The organism is Variovorax sp. WDL1 (assembly GCF_001541225.1).
Lineage (GTDB): Bacteria > Pseudomonadota > Gammaproteobacteria > Burkholderiales > Burkholderiaceae_C > Variovorax.
Map to the genome: position 1 here is coordinate 50,094 of NZ_LMTS01000117.1, position 2,299 is coordinate 52,392.

The 2,299-nt window shown below is 61.2% G+C and carries 5 protein-coding genes; all 5 read left to right on the forward strand.

Annotated features, from left to right (window positions below; genetic code table 11):
- The coding region (locus APY03_RS16280) for a hypothetical protein (RefSeq protein WP_198161253.1) at nt 1-384 on the forward strand (384 nt) is incomplete at its 5' end.
- A gap of 7 nt (nt 385-391) precedes the next feature.
- Nucleotides 392-970 (forward strand): hypothetical protein, encoded by a 579-nt coding sequence (locus tag APY03_RS16285; RefSeq protein ID WP_068678224.1) that lies wholly within the window; start codon nt 392-394, stop codon nt 968-970.
- Between the two features lie 100 nt (nt 971-1,070).
- Nucleotides 1,071-1,721 (forward strand): hypothetical protein, encoded by a 651-nt coding sequence (locus APY03_RS16290; RefSeq protein ID WP_068678225.1) that lies wholly within the window; start codon nt 1,071-1,073, stop codon nt 1,719-1,721.
- Nucleotides 1,714-1,992 (forward strand): hypothetical protein, encoded by a 279-nt coding sequence (locus APY03_RS16295; RefSeq protein WP_068678226.1) that lies wholly within the window; start codon nt 1,714-1,716, stop codon nt 1,990-1,992. Before APY03_RS16290 ends, APY03_RS16295 begins: the two co-directional genes overlap by 8 nt.
- Nucleotides 1,993-2,045: 53 nt before the next feature.
- Nucleotides 2,046-2,299 (forward strand): hypothetical protein (locus APY03_RS42505; RefSeq protein WP_198161254.1); only part of this gene is annotated, 254 nt, incomplete at its 3' end.

The window sequence follows — 2,299 nt, forward strand, 5'->3', positions numbered from 1 at the left end:
GACCACGAGTTTTCCGATGCGACAGAGCCTCATGGCGCAGGCTTCCTGGTCGGGAAGATCTCAGGCATCCGCCCATCTCAGGAGCCGGGCGACGGAGACCGCTGGCAGGTTGCTATCAGCCAATACGCGCGCATCGACATGCCCGACCTCTGGGATCATGGGCGCAACCCCGTGCGGTATACGTCGCTTGCAGAGCTAGGTATCGACCCGGCGGCGCTCGCCTGGGAGCCGATGTCGCAGGGCACGACGGTCCAAGCTCCTGCGGGAGCAAGTGCCGCGACTGGCGCGCCGGTAGGTGCCCTCACGATCGCCGAGGCGAAGAAAGCCCTGGCCGCGACCTTCGGCGTTAAACCTGACGCCATTGAGATCACGATCAGAGGCTGAACAGCCCATGACCGGCAGCACATCCCGGGCACGTGTCCGCGGCAGGCAGACGACGAACACGTTCGTCTATATGAACATCGGCGCGAAGCACATGCTGGAACAGGCCGAGCAGCCTCAGGACGGGCAGCTCTATACGCTGACCAGCTCCCTCGTCTTCAGCGCTTTCACGCTGGAGGCATACCTCAATCATCTTGGCGCGCTCAAGCACAGCAACTGGGACGAGATTGAGCGGCGGTACGGCAAGCGCCGGAAGTACGAGATGCTTGCCCAGGAGGCGGGTCTGCAGATCGACTTCAACCGGCGGCCCTACAGGACGCTTGTCGAGCTGTTCGCCTTTCGGGACCGAATGGCGCACGGCAGGACCGTGACAGAGGACGTGTCGGTGCTGATCGACGTGACCGCCCCACGCCTGCCTCAGATCACGAACGACTCCGATTGGCAGGCGCTCGCGACCATCGAGAACGCTCGCGCCGCGATCGAAGATGTCGAAGCGCTGGTGCGTGAACTGCACAGTGGATCGGGCTATCCCAGGAACCCGTTCGCGTCGGCAGGCGGCGGCTTCTACGGCGTGACGCCGGAGGCGTAGGGCGCTGCGGCGCAGTATGTATGCCAACAGCCAGATGGAAGTATGCGTGTTGCGCAGATAAAGTGATGGCTCGTAGCAACGCACCATCAAAACCGCCGACATGAACAAGCCTCCCGTCACCCGCAAGCCCGGTAAGCGCCGCATCATGGTCCAGCTCTGGGGTCCTCTCGCCAAAGCGATCGACCGCGATTTCAAGGCGCTCAACATCAAGCGCGACCGCTACCTGAATGACCTCTTTCGCTCAGAGATCGAGGAGCTGGCCAAGGAGGTCAGCTTCCGCAACAGCGATGCGGTCCGGGCGCGGATGCAGGAGCAGAAGATTCCTGAGCGCGTGAAGCTCACCATCGAGCTTGACGAGGAAGTCATCGAGCGCATCGACGCCGTTCTCGCCGAGAAGAACATCCCGCGTGATTCCTTCGTCAACCGCGTCCTCTTCTTCCTGGTGGCGAAGGATTCGATGCTGGACAGGCTCGATGTCGCATACGAACGGCGCGGCCAGGTAACTGCGAAGCCGCTCTCGGATGCGATGGGATTTCTCTACGACCCGTTCTTCCACATCCGCGAAGCCAACGAGCAGCGCTTCTACACGATCGCCTGCTTCTTCGATGGCGCGTTCGGCACGAAGGGGCCAAACCTTTTCGCGCTGAACACGGCGATCTCAACAGACGACTGGGCCGGATTCAACATCGACTCCGATGCCCTGCTGGCTGAACTCGATCTGCTGTCGAATGGGAGTGCGAACCATGACTGAAACCCGGCACGCAGCAGCCCGTGCGCAACAACGCGCGCTGCCTCCCTTCGTGGACTTTCTGCTCGATGAGTTTGGCGAAGAGTTGCACGATGGTCACGGCGCGGTGCGCATCTACTTCAGCCACAAGAGCGTCCGTCGGATGGAGCAGGCCTTCGGGCACCAGCCGGTCACGCTGTTCAAACGTTACTTTCGCGCCTACAAGGTCGAGAGCTTGCTTGATGGCTGCGTGATTACGCGCGGCTGGCGCACCGGCCGCATCAATCGCAATTGAAGCGTGCGCTTCGCGGTGTCCTGTGATATTTCTTGTCATAGAAGGATGAAGCTTTGGACCACAACGCCCTGATTGCCCACATCGAAACTGCGCTTCGATCCATCATGCACGCGCGCTTCTATGAGACTGAACGCGGCTTTCAGGGCGCGCTGCTTGCGGCGCTCCGCGAGCACGTCCCAACGCAGTTCCTTTCAGACCAGACCATCATTGAGCAGGAATACCAGAAGCGGCTTGATCGACATGGACTAAAGATCAGGCCGGACATCATCATTCACGAGCCATTCGACGAGACACAGCACGGCGGGGG

What these genes read in the sequence shown, in the direction of transcription:
- APY03_RS16290 (WP_068678225.1), top strand. Translation starts at nt 1,071, where the DNA reads ATGAACAAGCCTCCCGTCACCCGCAAGCCCGGTAAGCGCCGCATCATG.
- APY03_RS16295 (WP_068678226.1), top strand. Translation starts at nt 1,714, where the DNA reads ATGACTGAAACCCGGCACGCAGCAGCCCGTGCGCAACAACGCGCGCTG.
- APY03_RS16285 (WP_068678224.1), top strand. Translation starts at nt 392, where the DNA reads ATGACCGGCAGCACATCCCGGGCACGTGTCCGCGGCAGGCAGACGACG.